Source organism: Nocardia cyriacigeorgica, assembly GCF_010868145.1.
Lineage (GTDB): Bacteria > Actinomycetota > Actinomycetes > Mycobacteriales > Mycobacteriaceae > Nocardia > Nocardia cyriacigeorgica_D.
In genome coordinates, this window is record NZ_JAAGUY010000088.1 from 1 (window position 1) to 283 (window position 283).

The 283-nt window shown below is 64.0% G+C and carries 1 pseudogene; it reads left to right on the top strand.

What is annotated here, in order from left to right:
- Positions 1 to 30: 30 nt before the first annotated feature.
- Positions 31 to 283, top strand: a pseudogene (locus GV792_RS28870) (DUF4203 domain-containing protein); the annotation flags it as partial.

The following is a 283-nucleotide window of genomic DNA, read 5'->3' on the forward strand; positions in this document are numbered from 1 at the left end:
GTGATGGTCCGGCAGTCGAAAGGGGTGCCGATGAACGGCATCGTGGTCGCGGTCGTCGGCGTCCTGCTGTGCTTCTACGGCATCCGGTCGGTCCACCTGGGGATCCTGGCCATCGGATTCGGGCTCGGCTGGATGATCGCCGACCTGTTCAACGCCTCGTTCTGGTGGCTGCTGCTCATCGGCCTGATCGGTGCGATCTCGTCGTGGGTGGTGACCTCGCTGATCTTCCGGTTCGCCTCGTATTTCATCGGCGGGCTCACCGGCGCGATGATCGGCACCAAAC